The sequence below is a fragment of the Flavobacterium faecale genome (genome assembly GCF_048320115.1).
In the GTDB taxonomy this organism is placed as follows: Bacteria; Bacteroidota; Bacteroidia; order Flavobacteriales; family Flavobacteriaceae; genus Flavobacterium; species Flavobacterium faecale_A.
Genome location: NZ_CP182943.1, coordinates 313877 through 337034, shown reverse-complemented (window position 1 = coordinate 337034; position 23158 = coordinate 313877). Strand labels below are relative to the sequence as shown.

The window sequence follows — 23158 nt, the reverse complement described above, 5'->3', positions numbered from 1 at the left end:
AGAAATGGCTTTTATTCTTCCTGCACCAAATGCTGCAAATCAGGATCATTTTTGATGCGTTCCAATTCACTTTCGATTATTAGAACTATATCACGTTTTACTTGCCTATAATTAGCCTCTATTTCGGTTTTCATTTTATCGGTACCATTTTCATCAACGAAAGATAGAACCTCAGGTATTTTTTTATACGCTTTGGTTTCGTTAGCGACTTTGTTATTATCCACCACAATTTCTGCATGAAAAATTTTCTGTTCAATACGTTCGTCAAAGTTGTCTGAAACAGCTCCCACAAACATTCCTTGCGTCAATGTGGAGATTTTTGAAGCTGGTATAAGACTATCTAGTTGAGTTGAGATAGAGGTAGATTTATCATTTCTATTAATGGTCATACTTTGTCGTTTCTGAAGTACTTTACCAAACCGTTCTGATAAGCTTTTGGCAGTTTCTCCAACCACTTGTCCGCTAAAAATATTACCCACGGTATTTTGGATAACCTTACTTTCTTTGTCACCATAATCACGGGTCAATTGTGAATAATCTTGAAAGCCTAAACAAACGGCTACTTTATTACTTCGAGCTGTAGCAATGAGATTATCTAATCCTCTGAAGTAAATGGTGGGTAACTCATCAATAATAACGGAACTTTTTAATTGTCCTTTCTTATTGATTAGTTTAATAATTCTCGAATTGTATAAGCCTAATGCAGCGGAATAGATATTTTGTCTATCTGGATTATTTCCCACACAAAGTATTTTAGGTTCTTTTGGATTATTGATGTCCAATGAAAAATCATCGCCAGTCATTACCCAATAAAGTTGAGGGGATATCATTCTAGACAAAGGAATTTTAGCCGAAGCTATTTGTCCTTGTAACTGATCCTGTGCGCCTCCTTGCCAAGCATCCATAAAAGGGGACAGATAGTTTTCGAGATCAGGGTAGGAAGTAAGTATCGTAAATACATCGACGTATTTCTTGTTGAGTAACTCAATGGCATGAGGAAAGGTGCAATATTTACCATTCTCAAAAATTTTTAAAAACCAGATGATAGCGGCTAACAGTATTATCGGAGATTCAACAAAGAAGTCTCCCTGCTTTTGAATCCAGCTTCTGTTGAGGTTTAGCATTATCGTATAAGCAGATTCATAGGCATCTGATATATCAGTCATAAAATCTGGATTAATGGGATTACAACGATGGCTTCTTCTAGGGTCATCAAAATTGATAATATAGAATTTTGGTTTTACGGTGTACTTATCGGTATGCTTCAACAAATGGTTGTAAGCAATAGTAGAAAGATCATCGAATTTGAAATCATAGATGTACATCGAAAATCCTTTTTCAATATGTTGCTTGATGTAATTATTTATAATGGCATAACTCTTCCCTGATCCTGGAGTACCCAACACTATTGAGGCTCTGAACGGATTTACAACATTTATCCATCCTTCGTTCCATTTGCCTTTATAATAAAACTTAGTGGGAAGATTGATAGAGTATTCGTTTTTTATCAATTTAGTTTCTTGCATAAAACTTTCGTTCTCGTTATTGAATACATCATCCATCAGATTGGTGTGAAGCAAACGACTGATCCAAACTCCAGCTACCATTAAAGCGATATATCCCAATGATGTTGTGAGAATATATAAAGTTGTTGCTATTTCAATAGATAATCTTAGCAACGGGCTATTGAGAAAGAAAAGGATAAAACCGATAATTAAGGCGGTATAGATTTTGGTCCAAGTAATCTTTTCGTTTTTTACTCCTTTAGTGCCCAAACAGCTTAACGCAAGTAAGACTACAGCAAAGAGCTTGGAATATAAGGTATAAGAAAATAAATTGGCTGTCCGTTGGAAATTGCCTAGTATCTTATTAATGATTGGTAAAGTCCAACCTCGTTCTAAAAAGAAACCATAACAAAACCAGTAAAAGTGCATCAATAGTAGCAGAATGCTTACTGCACGCATAAAAGCCATAATCTTGGCGAGTCCTCTTAAATCGTCTTCTCCTTGCATGTTTTCAATAAATTAAATGTTTTGGTTAATTTAATAGGGGAGCAAAACCTTTTTTGTAATATGGAACTAGATGGCTCTTATTGGAATCATTTGGCGCTTTAAACGCTGAATGTAAATAGGTAAGTATGATTTATTTTTTACCGCCTTGTTTTCTGCGTTTCTTATTTTTCTTCATTTGATTGGCAAACGCTTGTTCTTCGTAATCCTCTCCTTGAACTTCGGGTAAAATCCCTCCAAATGCTTCGATTAAACCAAAATTAGAATTGGTATTTGCAACTTCTCCCTTATTCATAAAATCAAAAAGATGATGAGGTTGTTCAGTCTCAGCTGTTGGATTGTCTTTTTCTTTAGATGATAAATGGTGCAATTTATTTGGGATAGAAGTTTGACGTTTTACAATATCTTCACTTTTCCACCATTCGTTAAAAACATTGGCAGAAAGATTTTTTCCTAATTGTGATCCGTTCCAAACAGTACGTGATTCGTGGTCTATAAAGGTCATCCCATAAATACGTCCTTCGGTGTTTCGACGCGCAACAAAATTAATTCCTTGTTCTAGTAACTGTTTCTTAAATTCAGTTTCATTAGTAGCGGTATGCATGGCAATTTCAATCGTATTTTTTAGTATTGTTTTACTAGAAGATGGATTCATCTTCTCTTTAGATTTTTCGAACTGTTTCTGTAAGTTTTCCAAGCCCGCATGTTTTCCAAAAAGTGAGGATTTAAATGGATTACTTACTTTTTCTCCCTGCTCATTCAATACAAAATAAACCAATCCTTGTTTAGGCTTTCCGTGTAATTCTCCTTTTACTTCTTCTGCCGTAATATTGAAAAGCGAAAGCAAGGCGTTGTAAGTTCCTAAACTTTGAAACTGATAATACTTTGGCAATTGCCTTACTACCGATGCAAGCTGGCTTTTTATATTTCCAGCTCTGTAATCAACAGGCCTGAAGAGTTCTTTTTTAGGATTGTGTTCTTTTGCAGTCGCTGGAATTAGTTTGAATTTCTGTTCTAGTTCACGACAGGCATCCATGGAACGGAATTTTTCATAAGTGTCTGATATTTTTTTGCCGTTTCGATCCACACAAGTGGATACAATGTGAATGTGCGTTCGTTCAATATCGGTATGTTTAAAAACTACATACGGTTGGTCTTGATAGCCCATCAATTTCATATAATCATTTGCAATTTGCTTAAAGTTTTCATCGCTCACTTGGTCTCTCGGGTCAGGGTTGAGAGAAATATGCAACACGGGTTTTTCTGTTCTTTTGTTTGCAATGAGATAGGGTTCAAACGAATGATACAATTGAGCAACGGTATAACTTCCGTTAACTGTTTCTCTTATTCTATGGGTAGCCAATATTTCTCCGTTTTCCTTATCCACTTTAAGTTGGTTATAGGAAAGTGCACCGATGATATTAGCTCCACGTCCAATCTTTGCTATCATTTTTTCTCAGTTGTATTCAAATGTTTGGCTTCAAATTCTTCGGTCAACTGTATAATTTCTTGACATAGTTTAGCTAATTCGATTGTTTGTTTTTCCAATTTGAAGAGATATGCAGCTGCTTTTTTTTCGGAAAAATTACGGTACAATATCTTCACAATCTGATTGTAATTCACGCCAACGGCACGAAACTGACCATATAAAGTGGTTAATCGCATGTAGTAATCCATTGTTGCTATATCAATTTTTACCGTTTTGATTTGTTTTTCGAATAGGATGGAAGTAATAAAATGCGCTTTAGTATCTGCTCCAGAAGCTTCAAAAAGCGAAAGAAACTTGGCGTTTTCCTCATCTGTTAGCCGAAAAACATAACGATGAGTGCTGGGATTCTTTTTCGGATTCCTGCCACCTTTGTGTTGTTTATTGTTTTCTTGTCCTTTCATCATCAATCCATTTATAAATTTTATAAAACACCGACTTCGGAGGGTTTTTCAAGCTTCCTGCAAGGGCAAGTTGTTTTGAGGCACGGAATTCATTTCCGGTGCCTCAAAACACAACTTGCTCTGTTCTGGCGAACAGATAATCCGTCCGCCTGTCGGCGGAACTGGATTGTATATAGCAGGGAAGAACGGCTTGAGGCCGTTGCCGTTATGACTCAAATATTGATTTATTCTTTCCATAGTTGTTTTTGATTCCTGTCTTACAAAGGAAGTGATTGACAACAAGATAATTATAGTGTGTAGCCTCGCCAAGAATTGCCAGTAAAGGCCAATTACTACCACGAGAATATAAGGACTTAGGTATCTCTGTTTCTTTGTGCTTGTAAAGGCACATAAGGACTTAAGTAAGTACAAACGTAACAACATCATTACATAGGTAGTAACATAGAAAAGTACAACCATGCATGTTTAAGTAAAGTGATAATTATTTGTTTAGCTACATACATTAATGAAGACCTATTTAGCTAGATAAAAAGTTAGGTAAGTCCATAACTAACAATATAAGATTGTATAGAGTGTCAAACATACATACAGAATGGAGTACGTGGTTCTGGAAATATGCACATAGATAAATAAAGATATAAATAATTAAATACTTAGAAATTATGAATACAAAACACAACACAATATTTATTGCCTTTTCTTCTCAAAAAGGAGGTGTCGGAAAAAGTACATTCACAACACTTATTGCCAGTACAATGCACTATCGATTAGGCTACAATGTTGCTGTGTTTGATGCCGATTTTCCACAGCACAGTTTGATGAAAATGAAATCCCGTGATCTGGCTATGGTAATGGAAAATGAGCATTTGAAAAAGTTGGCGTACAAACAATTTACCACCATTAACAAAAAAGCCTATCCCATTATGCAACACAAGGCAGAAAGTGTATTGGAAGCAGCTCACGAATTTTTAAATAGTTCTTCAGTACCTATTGATGTTATATTTTTTGATCTTCCTGGAACGGTGAATACTCCCGGTATACTCAAAGCATTGGCAGGAATGCACCACATTTTTACGCCTATTACGGCAGATCGTTTGGTGATGGAGAGTACGCTTGTATTTACACAGCTTTTGCAGGATGTGATTATGAAAAAAGGGACGACTTCCATAGAAACCATTAATTTGTTTTGGAATCAAGTGGATGGCAGGGAAAGTACCCCTTTATACGCCGTTTATAACCAGCTTATAGAACAATTAGGTTTAAGCCTGATGGAAAGCAAAATCAAGAATAGTACTCGTTTCCGTAAAGAAAGTGAAGCGAAAAGTAAAACCGTATTTCGCTCTACTGTTATGCCTCCCGATGAACGTTTGATGAAAGCCTGTCAGTTAGACCAGTTTGTCAATGAATTTCTAGAAATCATTCAATTATAGGGTTATGGAGAAAGATAATAAAAGAAAAGTTGCTCCCGAAATTAATGAGGAGTTGATGATGAATCTGATGGTGGATGGTATTAAAAAAGAGGGGTTGCAGCTTCCACCAGAACCGACTGAAGAACCACAGAAGAAAGATAATAAGCCTAAAATAGTGCCAACTGAAAAACAACTCATTAAACATAAAACTAAAGTCAAGAAGCAAGAGGAATTAGCATATGAAAGTATTTTTTTCAAAAGAACCGATACCAATGCCCGTGATGGAAAAACAGTCTATATCCGACCCGATTTTCATGAAAAACTAAGCCGTATTGTTCAAGTGATAGGAGAAGATAAGCTAAGTATTTATGGGTATTTAGATAATGTGTTGGAGTATCATTTTCAGGAATTTGGCGAGCAAATCATCAAGAGTTTTAATGATAAATACAAACCGATTTTATAAGCTATGGAAATAGTAATTATAATTTGCCTGTTGATAATAATTGTATTGCTGTTGCAGGATAAGATCATTATCAAAGTAGGGGCGAAGCCAAAGCCAAAGAAGGATGAAACCGATTTAAATTTTTCCGATATTATGGGGCAACCCAAAATTCAAAGAAGTCTTTCAGTGCCAACCAATCCCAATGAAAGTCAAAAAGAAAAGCAGGGAGATAAAACGGATAATTTTGATGTTGAAATTGAGAGTCAAGATCTCGATGTTTCAATTCCGCAGGAAGAGCTGGACGAAGTTTTTGGAAGCAGGCCTGATTTTGAGGAAGAGGAAGAAGAATGGAATAGTTATGGATTATCCAATGGGAATAATGGTTTAGCCCAAGGTGTAACTTTTGAGGAACTAAGTTCTGTGGGGGAGATGCTTCAGAAAGGCCAATGGGAGCCAGACCAAAAGGAAACAGCGGCTGCTATTGTACAGAAAATACAAGGTACCGAATTGTTCGACCTACTGGAGAATTCTATTGAAGGTGCTTCCCGAAAAATAGCTGTCCTATTAGACAATAGTCTTTCTTCTGAAACAGTAAACAGTTCTTCCATTTTGCGGAAAAATGATTTCGAGGATTTTGATATTGGGGAGTTTGTGTGAATTCCCCAATATCTTTTTAAAGAATCTTAATAATTGTTTTATTTTAACTTATATTAAAGCTTCTGGTAATTCTATATTATAAACAGATATATTTGAAATACCATTTGAGGTATTATGAATATCACCATTGCAAAATGGGTATATTATGCTTACTGGCATGTTCTCGCATTCCCAAAGATAATAAAGTGCAAAACCTAAAGCTTGGGCTTTTGTAGATAGTGGACTCAAGTATAAATTAGTAATTACTTTTCTATTGTTTTGTCTTTGAATGAATAATTTTAACTCTTGAGCCGTTACAAATGGATCATTTGCTGGAGCAAAAATGTTTAAGTCAAAATCATTAAAATTTGGATGTGCTAACTCTTCAGATGCCTTCTCTGTTTTAATTATATTTTCCTGATAAAAATCTGGTTGTAAAGATGGAAGCCCAAAAACCTGAATCTTTCTAGTATGACTTTTATTTTTACAAACATCAATAACCCTTGAATGGTCATAACCTGAAGCTATTATTAAAAAGTCATTTGAATCATCAGAAGTATTATGAGTTCCTTCATAACCTTCAATTTGTTTTACGCTCATAAACTCTTCAGAAAAAATAGTATGTTCCTTTTGATTATAGGTTACAGGTTCTGTATATATAATATCAAAATATAATATATTACTAAATTGTAAGTTTTTTAATAGTAAAAAAAGAAAAGGAATTGGAAAACTTGTTATGTCAATACATAATTTATCAGTAGAAGAAATTTTTAAATCATTCAGTAAATTGTAGACATTGTCATTTTCACTAAGTTCATCTTGGGTGATAAAATGCTTTTCAGGACTAATAACCAAATTTAGTTCTTTTGATATCCAAACTTTTGTTTTGGATACAATATTTTCAAAAATAGTCTTTACTCTTTCTGTATCACTATAAAATGATAGAAAAAAATCATAATTAGTACTTAATTCACTTATGGAATCGAGCTTATTCTTATAGAAATATGTGTAATCAATATCACTCATTTTCAAAAAGATCAAAAAGGTTTATATTATTTTCTTTAAAAGGAGCATTATAATCATTCATTTTCTTTTTTAAAATTGAATCTGCTTTTTTCAATATGGCATCCGCAATTTCATCATTCAAATTTATTACACCTCTTTTATTAATTGATAATTCAAATTTTGGTACTACTGTTCCGTTAATAAAGAAGGCTGAATTTTTATCATTAATATTTTTTTCTCTTCTTTCGTCAGATAAAATTAGATATGAATGATTCAAAAGATTACTAATTAGTTCACTATTTTTAGATATAAAATTTTTAGAAAGTGTAAATAAATTTATTGAACACTCTGGAGGGATGTTGGAGAACCTTAATTCCCTTAGGTAATTTCCAAGATTTATTAAAAAGTCAACAGGATAAATATTTTCTTTACTAACATAAGGTATTCTATTAACTTCAAAGAACCAATCATTTACTTTTTTAATAGCTTTTAGTTGGGATTCTATAGATATTTTATTACCATCGCTAAAGGGAATTTTATGTTCTCTGAAAAATTCATTATCATAAGATTCTTTTATAATATTAATAAAATTTCTGGGTGTTCCTGAAGACATCTTTATAAAGTTATCCAGATTTACGTAGGTCTGTATATCCATAGAAGATTCTCTTGCTAATTGGTCTAATAAATCTGTTTTATAGTATTTTAATATTTTATTTATTTTATTATCTTCAAAATTGATGTTATTTTTATATTCTTCGGCAATTATTTTAATTTGATTTGATATACTTATTAAATCTCCACCTTTTTTCCATTCTCTAAAAAATAATAAATATTTTGATTTTTCAATTAACTTATTTTCTTCAAAAGATATATTACTTAAAATTAGTTTGATTTCTTCATCATTTTTACCAATTTGTTTTAATTTAGATATTAAATCTTTGGTATGGATATCCTTAATCCTTTCTTTTCTAGAACTAATTTTATTTAAAAATGCAGTTTCATCAAATTTTTCGAAGGAGTTAATAAAATCATTTTTGTCAATATCTTTATAATTATTATTTTCAAGTTTTTTAATACAAATATCTAATACAAAATCAGAATATTTCTTCTCATCTTCTCTTCTATCTTCATCTAATATTATTAAATCATATTCAGAACCTTTTCTATTTTCTTCATTACTACCTAATGTATTAAAATTAGTAAATGCATGTAGCCTTCCGCCAATTCTAAAGGAACCTGGGAAGTCTCTCTCTCTGTATAACGAGTTAAAGATTTTTTGTTGATTTGGTGTTATATTTTCAAATTCATCTATGATATATAAAAAGAAAATATCTTTAAATTCAAGTATTTTTTTAGAAATAATTCTTGGTATTCCATATATCAAAGCCCCAGGATTTAATAATAAATCAAAGTCAGGTTTTTCAGTTCTTTTAAAACCAATGTTTTTTGTCTCATAATCTAATTTTTTTTGAAGACCAACAATAACACTAAATAAATCATTAAAATTGTTAGCCTCTAAATTATCATATTTGTCAAATAAAGATAAAATATCTTTAACAACTTCACTTTGAATCTTAACATCTATTTCAAAATCTGATAAGATGGTAATTATTTTTTGAGCAAACCAGAGTTCTAAATAGTTAGAAAATATTAAATTCCATTGTTCATCTAACAATCCTTTTCCTTGAAATCTAAATGAATCTAGTCCACTACATCTCATAAAAATTCCAATATATTTATCCTCTAAAATTTTTGATTTATCACCATTACCTCTAATTTTTTGAAGTTCATATGAAAAATATTTTAACAAATGAGTTTTGCCACAACCTTTGCTGCCTTTTATTAATATTGGCATTGGTGAAGTTGGTTTTATTTTTTCTCTATCTCCAAAAAAATCAACCCAATAATTTTGGATTTCGTTATCGCTATAATCGTTAGCTTTTGTTATATTAAAGGGATTATTCATTAGAAACTATATTTTTTATTATATCTTTTAAATATTGGAGTCCACTCAAAATCTTGTTCATCATACCAAAAAATAGGTAATGTATTATCAGGGGTATTATGGTTAAAGCCTAAAAGTAATTGACAATCACCGAAGCCTAACGAATCATTAAAAGATTTTTTTTGTAACTCTTCATAATCTTTAATACCATAATTAAACCAGAAGTCTAACATCAATTTCACCCCATGTGATCTTGCAAAATCTTTAATGTCTGTGGAAGTAAAAGGGAGATTCATATTTTTCAAATATCTAGAGTCAGACTCAAAACATTTGAATGAATTATCTAATTTAATTACTGCATTAACATCATTAAAAATATTAGAATCAATAACCTTTTGCATACCGTTTGAGGTAGCTACTAACATTAAGTAATCAATTTCAATGCCCTTTTTTAAGGATTTTATTTCATCAATAAATTCGATATATTTCTTGTCAGTTGCTTGACTTCCTGAACCGCAAAAATCATCCAAAAAAACAATTTTTGTAACACCTTTATTATCTTCTTTTGCTATTTCAAAAGAATTTATGAAATTTCTTTTAGACAAATTGTTTTCTTGCCTAAAAAAATAAAGTAAATGTCCACCACTTTCTGATGGATTCCCTATTCCTAAAAATCGGGTTTCTCTTAATTTTTTAGCATATTCATTTTCTATAATTTTGGAATCTAAAATATGTCCTTTGCTTTCTCTTATTTTTTTTATTAGAGGATACCTAAATAAATCCCTATAAAGTGTTTTTAATAAAACTTTCATTTGAGTTTCACCAAAATACATAAATTCAGATAACAAATAGAGAGCCATAATTTTTTCATCTCCATTTTTAAAATTGTTCAACCAATTTGTAATCTTTATTCCGGATATTTTATTTTCCCAAACGGTTTTATTTAATGTTAAAATTCTTTCGTTTAAATTTTCTTCAAATTCACCTTTATTTATCATCTTTACTTTTTAAAAACCAAAATATATTCTCTTGAAATAATGTCTGCTGTTTTATTTCTTTTTGTCATCAAACCGTATGAAGCGATATCATCAATAAGTTTAAATTGAAGATTTAGACCTTTGTTTGTAATATATTCAGTTAGGTAAGCTTGAGTATTGAATTCGAATCCACAAATTTTATTATTTCCAATAACTAAGACTAAATTACCTTCTTTTTTTAGGACTCTTATCATCTCATCAATAGCGACTTTCATCTCAATTAAATATTTACAAGCGATATTAGCTCTAGAAATATTTATTAAAGCAATTTTTTCAATTAGTAAATCAGCAGTTTGAATTCCAGTTTTTACTATATTGATTTCATTTTTAGTATATATATCTCTTCCAATATTTTTTTTATCTAACATACTTAATTCAGAAACTTTAGCTAATCCTGTCCATCCTAAATTTAAACTAGAAGACCTTATATATTTTTGGGCACCAGCATATGGGGGAGAAGTTATAATGAGTTGTATAGAGTCATTTGGTAATGGAGTTACTTCTTCATTGCAATTAAATAAATTTCTTGCATCTCTTGAAATATAATTCGATTGGTAATTTTGAATTAGTGTGTTTTCTAATTTTTTAAAACGTTTAATATTATCATTAGCTATTGTTTTAAATTTTTCGAAAATATTAACCGTATTTATTTCGTTAATTCTTTTTATTGTCTTTTCTTTTAATTCAGGTTTATCATGGTATTTTTCTGCATTTAATCTTACTGGAACAGAAATTCTAGGATCGGCATAACTTACTTTTTTTACACAATTTGAAAATGATACGAGCATGAAATTTCTAATATTTTCATTTTCAATTTTATTTATTTGAAATAGAATTTTAGATAAATCAACTTTATTTCTCTTTGAAAACCATAAATCACAATTTACAACATCGGGTAAATGTTTTTCTTTACTGATTATAGCTTTATTTATTACTTCATCTAAAGTTTCACTAAGAATCTTTGTGTCGTATTTTGTAGATTTAACTTTTGAAATGAGTCTTGCTAATGGATTAGAGTCTGCACCAAAAGCATTTCGCCCAGCGAGTAAACTTTCTAAATATACGGTTCCAGTTCCATTAAAAGGATCAAGAACATTATCTCCTAATTTAGATAAAACGGAATTGTTTAAGAAAAAATATGGAATATGTACAAGTAATTTCGCTGGATAAGAATGGATTAGATGTGTATATCGATCAGCACTTTTTAATTCTGGAATAATCTCTCTGAATTTTACTTCAATAGGTACATTCTTAGATTTATATTGCTTTTGATATGATTTTATTAAATTATTATTTCTATCAATTATATTATTTTCTATCATACTGCAATAGGGGCTTTTATACTAGGATATGGATCGTATCCTTCTAAATTAAAATCTTCAAATCTAAACGAAAAAATATCTTTTACTTCTGGATTAATTTCCATTTTTGGATATGGTTTAGGTTCTCTAGTTAACTGTAAATTTACTTGTTCTTGATGGTTTAAATAAATATGAGTATCTCCTAAAGTATGTATAAATTCACCTAATTCAAGATTACAAACTTGAGCTACCATCATCGTTAAAAGTGCATATGAGGCAATATTAAAAGGAACTCCTAAGAACAAATCTGCACTTCTTTGATACATTTGACATGACAATTTATTATCTGCCACATAAAATTGAAACAAACAATGACATGGTGGAAGTTTCATGTTTTCAATTTCTGCAACATTCCAAGCACTCACTATAATTCTTCTAGAATCAGGACTATTTTTTAGGGTATTTATAATTTGAGTTATCTGGTCAATATGTTTTCCATCTACAGTTGGCCAACTTCTCCACTGTGAACCATAGACTGGACCTAAATTTCCATTTTCATCTGCCCACTCATCCCAAATTTTAACTCCATTATCCTTTAAATATTTAATATTACTATCTCCTTTCAAAAACCATAAAAGTTCATGAATTATTGATTTTAAATGTAATTTTTTTGTTGTTATTAATGGAAAACCCTCATTTAAATCAAATCGCATCTGATAACCAAAAATACTTTTGGTACCAGTTCCCGTTCGATCTGTTTTCTGTACTCCATTCTCGTTTACATATTTCAATAAAGTCTCATATTGATTCATAACTTAGAGTATAATTTGGCTTTTTACAAATCTATTTCTTTTTTATAAAAAAAAGATTATATAACTAGTTTTAATTTTAAAAATATAAATTTTGGTAATTGACTAAAATAAGTTTTTTACTTTAAAGTAATAGTGAAGAGTTTTCCGACTGTTCTTTTACGTTGTTATTTGTTCTATTTTCTCCATTAACATTTGAAACCTTTCTTCTCTAATCAACGGATGGATGTGCATGGCTAAAATTTCGTTTGCTTGCGGATGGTTTTTAATAGCTGTAAGTTCTTGCTTGATGTATTGTTTCAAATCGTCTTCACTCGCTAGTATTTCTTCGACTATAGTTGTTCTATTGTCAATCAAATAAATGATATCTTCGTAGTCGTGGCTGCCGTAAAAGTCATTTTGTCCCCGGTCTTTAAATGCTTCTAATTTGGTAGCCAGAAAATAAGGGGATGGTAATACGTTGATTTTAATTCCTTCTGGCAATTCCATTTGTTGCAGGTATTTGAATCCGGGCTTGTACCATTTATTGGATATTCCAATACTGCTGTCATCAGCAGGCATAATGTCTATTGCAATATTTTCAAACTGATACGAACATATGGATTGTCCTTGAGGATCTGGGTAGAAATAAAGTTCTGCTAATCGTTCTTGCATTTGTGTCCATTCATAATAATTAGCTAAATTAATGGTCATGTCTATATCCGAAGTGGGACGGATTTCTTCTGCAGCCGGGTCATCAGTATATAAGCTAATTACTGCTCCTCCAATGAAGACCATTTTTTCATTTAATTCCTTTAAACCTTTCGCCACTTGAGCTACTAATGCCAGATTGATTACTTTGTTATACATGAAGTATTCTTTTTTCTAATTCTCGTTTTGCCATTTCTTTTTCTCTTACTCTTCCCACTCTAATAGCATCCACTAAAGTTAATAATTCGTATAAATCATTGTCTTTTAACGAAGCTGCTACGAGAGTAGGGTATAAAGGTTCTATTGCTTGGCCACGGTCTAGTCCTTTGGCATAAGGCCAAACATATTTGTCAGATGCTTGAAAGATTTTATTTAAAGGTTCTGCTGAATGAGCGGTTAACATTCCCCTAACTAATGCTCCTGGTTGTTGCGGAAAAGCATAGCCTACACCATGTATTAAAAACTCGTTGAACGCAATTTTGTTCACTTTTTTTCGGGCATCATCAATTAGTCCCGCATATTTGGAACGGTTTAAAGACTGGCTCACTTCAGATTGACTCATGCCTAATTCCTCAGCAATAGTATGATGAAACCAGGGCTTTTCACCTAATGCAATGATTTTTAATAAAATCACTATGTCCTGAGGTTTGAGATTGTTTTTTGCTTGTGCCATGGTAATATTGCATATTGCGATATGCAATATTACCTATAAATTTGATAATAAGCAATTTTTTTTAAACACATATCGCATATTGCGATTTACGATATAGAAACATTTAGTTGCTAAATTTTAGTGATTTATACTATCGTAAAATAAAATGTAACGTCTTCTTCTGCCAAATAACTCCACCTAAAGACAACTCATTAATACGTTCCTGTTTCCTTGACATATTTGTCCTGAAATCCTGCATCGAGCAGGAATATCTAACAGATAAATTCATTAAATCATGGAAAAACAAAGAAAAAAAGTCTGGCTAACAGCGATGTCAATGTTGTTAGTCTTTGGAGCGAATGCACAAGGAAACGGTGCGGCAGGAATCAATGAGGCCACTCAAATGGTGACCTCTTATTTTGATCCCGCTACACAATTAATCTATGCCATTGGAGCGGTAGTTGGTTTAATAGGAGGTGTTAAGGTTTATAACAAGTTCAGTAGCGGTGATCCTGATACGAGCAAGACCGCAGCAAGCTGGTTTGGTGCCTGTATCTTCTTGATTGTATCCGCCACTATTTTGCGTTCCTTCTTCCTTTAGTCTGATGAATAAGTACAACATCAACAAGGGCATTGGAAAAACGGTAGAGTTTAAAGGATTGAAAGCACAATACTTGTTCCTCTTCGCTGGTGGATTACTCGGGATTCTTATTCTAATCATGATATTGTACATGACAGGAATCAATTCTTATATCTGTTTGTTTATCGGAATTGGAGGAAGTTCTCTCATTGTATGGCAGACTTTCTCCTTGAACAAAAAGTATGGAGAACACGGGTTAATGAAAATAAGTGCCCATAAACGACATCCGCATTACATCATTTGCCGAAAGGCTATCCACCGTTATTTCAAGTTCAAAACTAAATCCAAGGAACTATGAGAAATAAATCAAAAACAACTACGCTGGAAAGTAAGTTTCCATTGTTAGCGGTAGAAAATAATTGTATTGTCTCGAAGGATGCTGATATCACCGCTTGCTTTCGGGTGGAACTTCCAGAGCTTTTTACTGTGGCTTCTGCTGAATACGAAGCCATTCATTCGGCTTGGCATAAGGCTATTAAAACTTTGCCTGATTTTACCATAGTACACAAACAGGATTGGTACATCAAAGAAAATTTTACTCCAGATAATACTCAAGAAGATTTGAGTTTTTTAGCAAAATCTTACCAGCAACATTTCAATGAACGTCCGTTTCTGAATCATTATTGTTATTTATTTCTAACCAAAACGACAAAAGAGCGTATGCGAATGCAGAGCAATTTCTCTTCGCTTTGCAAAGGGGTACTTATTCCAAAAGAAATTAGAGATAAAGAAACCATCCATCGTTTTATGGAATCGGTAGCACAGTTTGAACGAATCATAAATGACAGCGGTTTTGTAAAACTAGAGCGATTGAGTGAAGAGGACATCATCGGAACAGAGGATAAGCAAGGATTATTAGAACAATACTTGACACTTTCAAGGGAATCAGGAACTCCCATGCAAGACATTGCTCTGGGAGCAGAGGAAGTGCGTATTGGAAACAAAAGACTTTGCCTGCATACTTTGTCAGATACAGATGATTTACCCAGTACAGTTTCGGCAGATACTCGTTATGAAAAACTGTCCACAGATAGAAGTGATTGTCTCTTGTCTTTTGCGGCACCAGTAGGATTGTTGTTAAGTTGTAATCACATCTACAATCAGTATTTGTTTCTGGATAACAGCGAAGACAATCTGCGAAAATTTGAGAAATCAGCAAGAAACATGCACTCGTTGGCGCGTTACAGTAGAGCGAACCAAATCAATAAGGAATGGATAGAACGCTATTTGAACGAAGCACATTCTTTTGGGCTTTCATCTATTCGGGCTCATTTTAATGTGATGGCTTGGTCTGACAATCCAGTAGAATTAAAACAATTAAAGAATGATACGGGTAGTGCTTTGGCACTAATGGAATGCAAACCGAGGCACAATACTACGGATGTAGCCACGCTCTACTGGGCAGGAATGCCAGGGAATGCAGGAGATTTTCCGAGTGAAGAAAGCTTTTATACGTTTATTGAACCTGCTTTGTGCTTCTTTACTGAAGAAACCAATTATCAGAGTTCACCATCCCCTTTTGGAATTAAAATGGCTGACCGATTGACAGGAAAACCCATTCATTTGGATATTTCTGATTTACCAATGAAGCGAGGTATTATCACCAATAGAAACAAGTTTATTCTTGGACCTTCAGGTTCGGGAAAGTCATTCTTTACCAATCACATGGTCAGACAATATTATGAGCAAGGTGCGCATGTTTTATTGGTGGATACGGGAAATTCCTATCAAGGATTGTGCGAACTCATCAAAGGAAAAACAAAAGGGGAGGACGGCGTTTATTTTACCTACACCGAAGACAATCCTATAGCCTTTAACCCTTTCTATACCGATGATGGTGTGTTCGATATTGAGAAAAGAGAAAGTATCAAAACTTTGATATTAACCTTATGGAAACGAGATGATGAACCACCAACTCGTTCAGAAGAAGTAGCATTATCCAATGCTGTGAGTGGTTACATCGAACGTATCAAACAAAATGATGAATCTCCATCTTTTAATGGATTTTATGAATACGTGAAGGTTGATTATAGTAAGTTATTGGAAGAAAAACGAGTTAGAGAGAAGGACTTTGACCTTGCCAACTTTCTCAATGTATTAGAACCTTATTATAAAGGAGGTGAATACGATTATCTGTTGAATTCCGACAAGCAACTGGACTTGCTTTCCAAACGATTTATTGTGTTTGAAATTGATGCCATCAAGGATCACAAAATCCTTTTTCCAATTGTGACTATCATCATAATGGAGGTTTTTATCAATAAAATGCGTCGCCTGAAAGGAGTTCGAAAACTAATCTTAATTGAGGAAGCTTGGAAAGCAATTGCAAAAGAAGGAATGGCGGAATACATTAAATACCTCTTCAAAACAGTAAGAAAGTTTTTTGGAGAAGCCATCGTCGTGACCCAAGAAGTAGATGACATCATTCAATCACCTATTGTAAAGGAAAGCATCATCAATAATTCAGATTGTAAAATACTGTTGGATCAGCGTAAGTACATGAACAAATTTGATGATATACAAGCTATGCTAGGACTAACAGACAAAGAAAAGGCACAGGTACTTTCCATCAATATGAACAATGATCCCAAACGACTTTATAAAGAAGTTTGGATTGGTTTAGGCGGTACTCATTCGGCAGTGTATGCCACAGAAGTGAGTCTTGAAGAATATTTGGCATACACCACAGAAGAAACCGAAAAGTTGGAAGTGATGCGCCTTACTGAGGAGCTAGGTGGAAATGTAGAAAAGGCTATTAAACGGATAGCACTTGAGAGAAAAAAAAATAATTAGTAATCCTTTTAAAAAATGATAACAATGAAAAAATTAATGTTTCTGGTGTGTACAGTAATGCTATTTGCTGTCACACCAACAGTCAGCGCCCAATGGGTAGTAACAGATCCTTCCAATTTGGCACAAGGGATTGTCAATACAGCCAGACAGATTGTACAGACTTCAACCACAGCGACCAATATGATTAACAATTTTAAAGAAGTACAAAAAGTGTATAATCAAGGAAAAGAATATTATGACAAGCTAAAGGCAGTAAACAATCTGGTGAAAGATGCCCGAAAAGTACAACAGACCGTACTGCTTGTTGGTGATGTTTCTGAAATCTATGTGAAGAATTTTGGCAAAATGATGAACGATCCTAATTTCAATGCACAGGAACTTTCAGCAATTGCTAACGGCTATTCCATTGTGCTTAATGAAAGTACGGAACTACTGAAAGAACTCAGGCAAATTGTAAATGCTTCCACTTTGTCCTTAAATGATAAAGAACGAATGGATGTAATTGACGGAGTCTATAAAGAGGTGAAAGAGTATCACAATCTAGTTCGTTACTTCACCAATAAAAACATTTCTGTCAGTTACCTAAGAGCTAAAAAAGCCAATAACAGTCAAAGGGTATTGGAACTTTATGGAACTGCTGACCAAAAATATTGGTAATCATGGAATTTAGCAATCTACATGAAGTATTACGCTCCCTCTATGATGAGATGATGCCACTATCAGCTGATATGGCAGCAGTGGCTAAAAGTCTGGCGGGGTTGGGTGCTTTGTTTTATGTGGCTTTAAAAGTATGGCAAGCACTTAGCAGTGCAGAACCTATAGATGTTTTTCCGCTTCTTAGACCTTTTGCTTTGGGACTCGGTATTATGTTTTTCCCAACGATGGTTTTGGGTACGCTCAATGCAGTATTGAGTCCAGTCGTAAAAGGAACGCATAGCATTTTAGAAAATCAAGTTTTGGATCTAAATGCGTTACAGCAACAGAAAGACCAGCTAGAGAGGGAAGGAATGCTTCGGAATCCTGAAACGGCCTATCTGGTTTCAGATGAAGAATTCGATAATAAATTGGATGAGCTGGGGTGGTCACCTGCAGATTTGGTTACTATGTCTGGTATGTATATGGAAAGAGAAATGTACGGTGTTAAAAAGGAAATTCGTGATGGCTTTAGGGAGTTTTTGGAAGTGCTGTTTCAGGCGGCTGCGCTGGTCATTGATACGCTACGGACTTTCTTCCTGATTGTCTTATCCATATTAGGACCGATAGCTTTTGCTATTTCAGTGTGGGATGGTTTTCAGTCCACACTGACGCAATGGTTAACCCGATACATTAGTGTATATCTCTGGTTACCCGTTTCTGACCTTTTTAGTGCGATGTTATCCAAAATACAATCTCTTATACTACAAAAGGATATCGAAAATTTATCAGATCCCAATTTTATACCTGATTCGTCCAACACTGTTTACATCATCTTTATGATTATAGGCATCATTGGATATTTCACTATTCCAACAGTAACGGGTTGGATTATTCAGGCTGGTGGAGCAGGAAATTTTGTACGGAATGTAAACCAGACCGTAACAAAAACAGGAAATATTGCTGGGGCTGGTACGGGAGCAGTAGCAGGTAATATAGGAGGAAGGTTATTGAAATAATACAATTAATAAACAACAAAATGGAATTTAAAACTTTAAGAAATATCGAAAATAGTTTCAAGCAAATCAGACTGTATGCCATTGTATTTGCATTGTTATGTATTGGAATAACAGGATATGCGGTTTGGCAATCCTATCATTTCGCAGAGAAACAACGCCAAAAAATCTATGTGTTAGACAATGGCAAATCGTTAATGTTGGCTCTTGCACAGGATGCTGCTATTAATCGTCCTGTAGAAGCCCGTGAACACATTCGCCGTTTTCATGAACTTTTCTTTACACTAGCACCCGATAAGAATGCTATAGAAAATAATATGAAAAGAGCATTCAACCTGGCAGACAAAAGTGCTTTTGATTATTACAAAGACTTATCTGAAAAAGGATATTACAATCGTATTATTTCAGGAAATGTACAACAACGGATTGAGATAGACAGTGTGGTTTGCAATTTCGAACATTATCCATACGCTGTCAGGACTTATGCTAAACAATTCATTATTCGATCGAGTAATGTAACGAAACGCAATTTGATTACATCATGTTTTCTAGTAAATTCTGTTCGTTCGGATAACAATCCGCAAGGTTTCAATATTGAAAAGTTTCATGTAATGGCGAATAATGATATTGAAATTATCGAACGTTAAAGATAAAAAATATGGAACATCAATTTGATTTAGACAGATTCTCAAAAATTCTTACAGAGAAAGGATATGACGGTTATTTTCATACAGAGGGTTGTTGTGCAGGCAAATTAAAAGATAGTATCGGTGAATTTTTGGAAGCTTGGCGTAATGGTAAAGAAGCACCTTTAATTGCTAATTATCTGCATTTATCGACTTACCTCAATTGGAATGGCGAAGACAAACCAAAGATTGAGTGTGATATGTATGTACGATATGTGAACGGAAAATTCGATTTGCAGGAAACAGAATTGTCTATAAAAAGTTTAGACCGTTTTGGTCAATTACAAAAGCAATCTAAACTGAGTAAACTCACAGCAAGTTCTTTTCCAACTTTAAAAGAGGCAATAGCACAAGTTTCCGACAAACCGAAACAACAGTTGTCTTCTCAAAGCAAGCGGTTTAAAATATAAAATCTGAAAAAATTAAAGTATGAAAAAGCTACGAACAAAAATAGATAAATGGTTAAATACTCTCGATACCCGTTGGCGGGCGCTCCCTTTGCAGCTACAATACAGGTATTTGATATGTTGTTTCCTGATTTACCTCCTGCTTACAATAGCTGTTGTAATTAAAGTATGGTATGATTTTAAAACTTCGAATCAGAATTTAGTTATAAAACATATTGAGAAGCCAGTCGTCAGAAAGAAAGAATCCAACTCAAAATTGAAAGATTCATTAATCAACAATTAAAAAAAAACAAGAGACATGAAAGTAAGTAATAACAAAATGAATACTGTTCTTATTACGGATGGTAATTCAAATACCACTTCAGCCGTATCACAAGAAGATGTAGATTCAAAAAAGGATAAACTTAAAAAGGCAATCATCTTTATGTTGATGGGAGCAGTTTTTTTGGGTTGTATGTTTATAATATTTAAACCCGTTGAAAAGAAAAGTGAAATGGAACTTATCGGACTTAATGATTCAGTTCCACAAGCAACGGATACGGATTTACAATCGGATAAGCAGAAAGCCTATGAAGACGAATTGTTAGAACAAAAGAACCAGGAAAAACGAAATGCATTATTGTCATTAGCTGATTACTGGAAAGAAGACAGTTTAAGTGACACCATGCAAGTTGCTTCTGAGGAGGATAATGAAGTTTTTAATAATACAGCAAGAAATCCGAATCCTTCTTTGAGTAGTTATCGGAATGCACAACATACTTTAGGAACTTTTTATCAGAATGATAATTCAGAGACCTTACAATTGCGTAAACAAGTTGATGAATTAAAAGAACAGCTGGCCAAAAAGAATGAGAAACCAGTTGATCCTGTGGAAAGTCAACTGGAACTAATGGAAAAATCGTATCAGATGGCTGCAAAATACCTTCCGACAAATGCAGTTTCAGGCGAACAGTCAAAAGAACAAAAAGTACCGTTTTTGAGTTCATCAACACAAAAAGAATCTTTTGTTGGATTTACTCCTAATCATAAAAATGTGGTTTCAACTTTGTCAAGAGAACCTATGGATAGCACATTTATAACCAATTGGAGAGAAAATTCGAACCGAGGATTTTATACTGTGGGAAAAACGGAAAGACAAAACCAAATTAAAAATAGTATTCGTGCGGTGATTCAAGAAACGCAAGTAGTAGTAGGAGAAACTAGTGTGCATTTGCGTTTACTACAAGCTGCAAAAACAGCAAATTTTATCCTTCCGAAGGGAACAGTATTGACGGCCAATGCAAAATTGCAACAAGGACGTGTCCAAATGAAAATTACTTCAATAGAACAGGATGGAAATATTATCCCAGTTACTATTATAGTCTATGGACTGGATGGGCAAGAAGGTTTATCAGTTCCTTATTCTCCCGAAATGAGTGCTTTTAAAGAAATGGCTGCTAATATGGGACAGACTTCGGGAAGCAGTATTATGATGACTAATTCAGCTGGACAGCAGATAGCAGGCGATTTGAGTCGTGGACTAGTACAGGGTGTTTCGGGATATTTTTCTAAAAAAATGAGAACTCCAAAAGTAACACTCAAAGCTGGACATCAAGTATTTCTTGTGTCAAAAAAATAATTGTCAAATTTTTAAAAATAGAATTATGAAAACAATAATGAAAAACATACAAATGGTATTGGTCTTAGTGTTGAGTTATGCTACGCCATTTCAGGCACAAAATAATGTTCGCAATACTACAAAGTTGGATTTGGGAGAAATTGAATCCTACCAAATAGCAGTTACCTACAATAAGACTTCTCATTTGATATTTCCTGCTGCTATCCGTTACGTGGATTTAGGGAGTGAATATTTGGTTGCTGACAAGGCGGAAGATGCTGAAAATGTATTGAGAGTAAAGGCAGCAGTTTGTGATTTTGAAGAGGAAACCAATTTTTCGGTCATTACCGAAGATGGACGTTTTTATAATTTTAATGTGATTTATAATCCTTGTCCAATCACAATGAATTATTCCCTTTTAGAGATGCAAAAGGAAATAAATAGAGGAAATGTTACTAATGTTCTATTTGAAGAACTAGGGAAGAATCCGCCGTCATTAGTAGGGGAATTGATGGAAACAATTTATAAAAAAGATAAAAAGGATATCAAACGTTTAAGGACTAAAAGTTTTGGTGTCGAATTTTTACTGAAAGGAATCTATATTCATGACAATAAGTTCTTTTTCCATACACAAGTCAGTAATTTTAGTAATGTACCGTTTCCAATTGATTTTGTTACTTTCAAGATAATTGATAAAAAAGTTGCCAAACGAACTGTAATACAGGAAAGAACATTGACACCTTTACGAATTTACAAGCCCTTAGACGAAATCGTAGGCAATACTGTAGAACGAAATATATTTCTGTTAGATCAGTTTATTATAGCGGATGATAAGTTATTATTAATAGGTATTTATGAAAAAAATGGTGGCAGGCATCAAGTATTGCAAATAAAAAATTCTGATTTGGTTAAAACAAAATTGATTAAAAACATGAAATTGAAGATTCATTAATCTTTCTTAAAATTTAGCAAGAGGCTGTTTCATGATTTTTGTGAGACAGCCTCTTGCTATTTGATAGAGATATTGATTTGTTAACCTTTGTTAAACAATAAGTTGGAATTAAAAGACGTTTTTTAAATACAAAAAGTACAAGTTATGAATCCAACATTGGTTTTAAGTATTGTCTCACTACTATGTGGCTTTGGTCTTCGTTACTGGATTAACAGAAGGAAATTTTATAGAAGAAGTCCCATGGGAGCAGAGGGTTTTTCGAGTTATGAAAAATCAGTTTTGATTTTATTTCTGGAGCGTACTGGAAAATGGATTGCTTTTATTATGATTGTTTTTGGACTTTTGTTATTCTGGAGTTATTCAAGACAAAAGAAAGAAAATAAAGAAGGGGTTCTAATTGAAACAAGAAATCTAAAATAATCAAGCGACGTTCTTTTGCTTCTTTTCTTTGGTCGCTTATGTGGAAAGAAAAGAAGTCGAATCAAATAAATATTAAGGATAGTGGATATCCTCACCAAAAACTGCAACCTTTTTGGTAAAATAAGAGGATTCCTTTTTTACTAAAAGGGTTGTTCCATTTTTCTGCAAAAAGACTTTCCCGACGATAGG

23 protein-coding genes are annotated in these 23158 nt (G+C 33.2%); 13 read left to right on the top strand and 10 right to left on the bottom strand.

All coding sequences use genetic code 11. From position 1 onward, the window contains the following. Nucleotides 1–11 precede the first annotated feature (11 nt). From mobC to mobA, 3 genes are all read right to left on the bottom strand, one after another. Nucleotides 12–2012: a conjugal transfer protein MobC gene (mobC, locus tag ACNH59_RS01385; protein WP_418263671.1), complete on the bottom strand. Its 2001-nt coding sequence runs from the start codon at nt 2010–2012 to the stop codon at nt 12–14. A gap of 130 nt (nt 2013–2142) precedes the next feature. Next, nucleotides 2143–3459 (bottom strand): conjugal transfer protein MobB, encoded by a 1317-nt coding sequence (mobB, locus tag ACNH59_RS01380; protein WP_418263670.1) that lies wholly within the window; start codon nt 3457–3459, stop codon nt 2143–2145. Continuing rightward, on the bottom strand, nt 3456–3902 hold the full coding sequence (gene mobA / locus ACNH59_RS01375) for a conjugal transfer protein MobA (protein WP_418263669.1): 447 nt from the start codon (nt 3900–3902) through the stop codon (nt 3456–3458). Before mobA ends, mobB begins: the two co-directional genes overlap by 4 nt. Nucleotides 3903–4561: 659 nt before the next feature. Between mobA and ACNH59_RS01370 the strand changes: the two genes are divergently transcribed. The 3 genes from ACNH59_RS01370 to ACNH59_RS01360 are packed head-to-tail and all read left to right on the top strand — an operon-like array spanning nt 4562 to nt 6407. After that, nucleotides 4562–5329: a ParA family protein gene (locus ACNH59_RS01370; protein WP_418263668.1), complete on the top strand. Its 768-nt coding sequence runs from the start codon at nt 4562–4564 to the stop codon at nt 5327–5329. A gap of 4 nt (nt 5330–5333) precedes the next feature. Then, nucleotides 5334–5771, top strand: a complete 438-nt coding sequence (locus ACNH59_RS01365; RefSeq protein ID WP_418263667.1) for a DUF3408 domain-containing protein — start codon at nt 5334–5336, stop codon at nt 5769–5771. 3 nt (nt 5772–5774) lie between these two features. Then, nucleotides 5775–6407, top strand: a complete 633-nt coding sequence (locus ACNH59_RS01360; RefSeq protein ID WP_418263666.1) for a conjugal transfer protein TraD — start codon at nt 5775–5777, stop codon at nt 6405–6407. A gap of 48 nt (nt 6408–6455) precedes the next feature. Here the strand turns inward: ACNH59_RS01360 and ACNH59_RS01355 are convergent, their stop codons facing one another. From ACNH59_RS01355 to ACNH59_RS01325, 7 genes are all read right to left on the bottom strand, one after another. Continuing rightward, a complete protein-coding gene (locus ACNH59_RS01355) occupies nt 6456–7412 on the bottom strand; it encodes a hypothetical protein (protein WP_418263665.1) in 957 nt (318 codons plus the stop codon). After that, nucleotides 7405–9357: a hypothetical protein gene (locus ACNH59_RS01350; RefSeq protein WP_418263664.1), complete on the bottom strand. Its 1953-nt coding sequence runs from the start codon at nt 9355–9357 to the stop codon at nt 7405–7407. The genes ACNH59_RS01355 and ACNH59_RS01350 overlap by 8 nt, the downstream gene beginning before the upstream one ends. After that, nucleotides 9357–10334, bottom strand: a complete 978-nt coding sequence (locus tag ACNH59_RS01345; protein WP_418263663.1) for a hypothetical protein — start codon at nt 10332–10334, stop codon at nt 9357–9359. Before ACNH59_RS01345 ends, ACNH59_RS01350 begins: the two co-directional genes overlap by 1 nt. 2 nt (nt 10335–10336) lie before the next feature. Next, nucleotides 10337–11695 (bottom strand): DNA methyltransferase, encoded by a 1359-nt coding sequence (locus ACNH59_RS01340; RefSeq protein WP_418263662.1) that lies wholly within the window; start codon nt 11693–11695, stop codon nt 10337–10339. Further along, nucleotides 11692–12486: a thymidylate synthase gene (locus ACNH59_RS01335; RefSeq protein WP_418263661.1), complete on the bottom strand. Its 795-nt coding sequence runs from the start codon at nt 12484–12486 to the stop codon at nt 11692–11694. Before ACNH59_RS01335 ends, ACNH59_RS01340 begins: the two co-directional genes overlap by 4 nt. Before the next feature lie 156 nt (nt 12487–12642). Continuing rightward, the gene (locus ACNH59_RS01330) at nt 12643–13332 is read right to left on the bottom strand and encodes a hypothetical protein (RefSeq protein ID WP_418263660.1); all 690 of its coding nucleotides are present in this window, start codon (nt 13330–13332) and stop codon (nt 12643–12645) included. Continuing rightward, nucleotides 13325–13846: a hypothetical protein gene (locus ACNH59_RS01325; RefSeq protein WP_418263659.1), complete on the bottom strand. Its 522-nt coding sequence runs from the start codon at nt 13844–13846 to the stop codon at nt 13325–13327. Before ACNH59_RS01325 ends, ACNH59_RS01330 begins: the two co-directional genes overlap by 8 nt. A 274-nt stretch (nt 13847–14120) precedes the next feature. Here ACNH59_RS01325 and ACNH59_RS01320 point away from each other — a divergent pair, with 274 nt between their 5' ends. From ACNH59_RS01320 to ACNH59_RS01275, 10 genes are all read left to right on the top strand, one after another. Continuing rightward, nucleotides 14121–14426: a DUF4134 domain-containing protein gene (locus ACNH59_RS01320; protein WP_418263658.1), complete on the top strand. Its 306-nt coding sequence runs from the start codon at nt 14121–14123 to the stop codon at nt 14424–14426. A gap of 4 nt (nt 14427–14430) precedes the next feature. After that, nucleotides 14431–14763 (top strand): DUF4133 domain-containing protein, encoded by a 333-nt coding sequence (locus ACNH59_RS01315; RefSeq protein ID WP_418263657.1) that lies wholly within the window; start codon nt 14431–14433, stop codon nt 14761–14763. Continuing rightward, nucleotides 14760–17258: a TraG family conjugative transposon ATPase gene (locus tag ACNH59_RS01310; protein WP_418263656.1), complete on the top strand. Its 2499-nt coding sequence runs from the start codon at nt 14760–14762 to the stop codon at nt 17256–17258. The genes ACNH59_RS01315 and ACNH59_RS01310 overlap by 4 nt, the downstream gene beginning before the upstream one ends. Before the next feature lie 24 nt (nt 17259–17282). Next, nucleotides 17283–17915 (top strand): DUF4141 domain-containing protein, encoded by a 633-nt coding sequence (locus ACNH59_RS01305; RefSeq protein WP_418263655.1) that lies wholly within the window; start codon nt 17283–17285, stop codon nt 17913–17915. Between the two features lie 2 nt (nt 17916–17917). Next, the gene (traJ, locus tag ACNH59_RS01300; protein WP_418263654.1) at nt 17918–18910 is read left to right on the top strand and encodes a conjugative transposon protein TraJ; all 993 of its coding nucleotides are present in this window, start codon (nt 17918–17920) and stop codon (nt 18908–18910) included. Nucleotides 18911–18930: 20 nt separating this feature from the next. Beyond that, the gene (traK, locus tag ACNH59_RS01295) at nt 18931–19554 is read left to right on the top strand and encodes a conjugative transposon protein TraK (protein ID WP_418263653.1); all 624 of its coding nucleotides are present in this window, start codon (nt 18931–18933) and stop codon (nt 19552–19554) included. 11 nt (nt 19555–19565) lie between these two features. After that, nucleotides 19566–20003: a hypothetical protein gene (locus ACNH59_RS01290; protein ID WP_418263652.1), complete on the top strand. Its 438-nt coding sequence runs from the start codon at nt 19566–19568 to the stop codon at nt 20001–20003. A gap of 295 nt (nt 20004–20298) precedes the next feature. Beyond that, the gene (gene traM, locus ACNH59_RS01285; protein ID WP_418263651.1) at nt 20299–21618 is read left to right on the top strand and encodes a conjugative transposon protein TraM; all 1320 of its coding nucleotides are present in this window, start codon (nt 20299–20301) and stop codon (nt 21616–21618) included. A gap of 25 nt (nt 21619–21643) precedes the next feature. Then, entirely contained in the window at nt 21644–22549 is a 906-nt protein-coding gene (gene traN, locus ACNH59_RS01280) for a conjugative transposon protein TraN (protein ID WP_418263650.1), read from the top strand. A gap of 144 nt (nt 22550–22693) precedes the next feature. Next, entirely contained in the window at nt 22694–22969 is a 276-nt protein-coding gene (locus ACNH59_RS01275) for a molybdenum ABC transporter permease (protein ID WP_418263649.1), read from the top strand. Nucleotides 22970–23158 lie beyond the last annotated feature (189 nt).